Below are 2,085 nucleotides of genomic sequence, written 5' to 3'. Positions count from 1 at the left end.
AACTGGACACCCTGGTACCCAACCACCACCACACCCACCACCACACCCACCATCGACCTCCCCACCTACCCCTTCCAACGACAGCCCTACTGGCTCACCCCCGGCCGCACCGCTGCCGCCGCACCGGGCGGCACCGCTCTCGACCACTCCCTCCTCACCGCCCTGGCCCCGCTCGCGGACGGCGGCCTGCTGCTGACCGGGCAGATCCCCGCGGCGGACGACGAGGGCTGGACCGGCGAGCACACGGTGGCCGGGGCCGCACTGCTGCCGGGCACCGCGCTGGTCGACCTCGCCCTGTATGCGGCCGAGCACACCGCCACGCCGCACCTGGCCGAACTCGTCCTCCAGCAGCCGCTGGCCCTGCACCCCGACCAGGCGCTCCCGCTGCAGGTCATCGTGGGCCCCGCCGACGACACCGGCAGGCGCTCCCTCGACGTCTACACCCGCCCGGCGTTCGGCCAGGCCCCGGAATGGGTACGGCACGCCGCCGCCACGCTCACCGCCGAAGCCGCCGTACCCTCCGAGCCCGCCGAGCCCGCCGACCAGCCCGCGCGCGACACCGCCGCCTGGCCGCCCCCCGGCGCCCGGCCCGTCGACCTCACCGGCTTCTACGACCGCGCCACCGCCCAGGGCTACCACTACGGCCCCACCTTCCAGGGCCTGCAAGCCCTCTGGCACCACGGCGACGACCTCCTCGCCGACATCACCCTCCCCACCGAAAACGCAGACGCACACACCGTCCACCCCGCACTCCTCGACGCCGCCCTCCACCCCCTCATCGCGACCGCGGGCAAGCCCGCGGGCGAGATCTGGCTCCCCTTCAGCTGGACCGGCGTCGTCCTCCACGCCACGGGCGCCACCGACGTGCGGGTCCGCATCACGCCGCGCGGCGACGACGAATACCGCGTCGTCGTCAGCGACGGCACCGGCCGCCCGGTCCTGACCGCCGAAGCTCTCACCAGCCGCCCGGTCGACACCGCCCGCCTGCGCGCCCCGCGCGGCCCGGGCGACGGGCTCTACCGCGTGCGCTGGACACCGCTGCCGCTGCCCTCCGCGCCGGACGGCGAAGCAGACACCGACGGCTGGGCGGTCATCGGCGACGACGGTACGTACGCGGACGCGCTCCCCGCCGCCACCCGCCACCCGGACCTCGGCGCGCTCGTCGCGGCCGTGGACGGCGGGGCGTCCGTACCGCCCGTCGTGCTGCGCCACACGCCGCGGGCGGACGGCGACGACGCCGGACCGGCGGCGGACGTGCTGGCCGCCGCGCAGGAGTGGCTGGCCGAACCGCGCTTCGCCGGGTCGCGGCTCGTGGTCGTCACGCGCGACGGCACCGCCGCGGTGGAGCCCGGCGCCGAGGGACCGGACGGCGGCGGCGCCGTCGACCCGCCCGCCGCGGCCGTATGGGGGCTGGTGCGCAGCGCGCAGTCCGAGCACCCGGACCGCTTCGCCCTCCTCGACCTGGACGCCGATCCGGCGCCCGGGCTGGCCTCCGCGCTGGGGGCGGCGTTCGCGGCGGACGAGGGGCAGGTGGCGGTGCGCGGCGGTAAGGCCCTGGTGCCGCGGCTGGTGGCCGCGGACCCGGCGGCGGCCGCGATCGCGCTGCCCGTGAAGGCCCCGGCGTGGCAGCTCGTCGTGGCGGAGGAGCAGACGGGCACGGTGGACGACCTGGTGGCCGAGGAGCGCCCGCAGGTGCTGGAGCCGCCGGCGCCCGGTCAGGTGCGCATCGGGGTCCGCGCGGCGGGCGTCAACTTCCGCGACGTGATGGTGACCCTGGGAGTCGTGCCCGACCGGCGCGGACTGGGCGGCGAGGGCGCGGGGGTCGTGCTGGAGGCCGCGCCGGACGTGACGTCGGTGGGGCCCGGGGACCGCGTACTCGGCCTGTTCGAGGGCGCGTTCGGCCCGGTCACCGTGGCCGACGCCCGCACACTCGTGCCCGTACCACCCGGCTGGACCGACGCGCAGGCGGCCGCCGTGCCGATCGCGTTCCTGACGGCGTGGTACGGCCTGGTGGAGCTGGGCGGCCTCGCGGCGGGAGAGCGCGTCCTCATCCACGCCGCCACCGGCGGCGTCGGCACCGCCGCC

The 2,085-nt window shown here is 77.4% G+C and carries 1 protein-coding gene; it reads left to right on the top strand.

Annotation, left to right across the window (positions count from 1 at the left end):
* Window positions 1-2,085, top strand: a 2,085-nt coding sequence (locus IH54_RS0138455; RefSeq protein ID WP_031526166.1) for a polyketide synthase dehydratase domain-containing protein, incomplete at both ends; no start/stop codon positions are given.

The organism is Streptomyces sp. NRRL F-5123, from assembly GCF_000721495.1.
In the GTDB taxonomy this organism is placed as follows: Bacteria; Actinomycetota; Actinomycetes; order Streptomycetales; family Streptomycetaceae; genus Actinacidiphila.
Note: the sequence above shows the minus strand (reverse complement) of the source record. Positions and strands in the feature narration are given on the sequence as shown.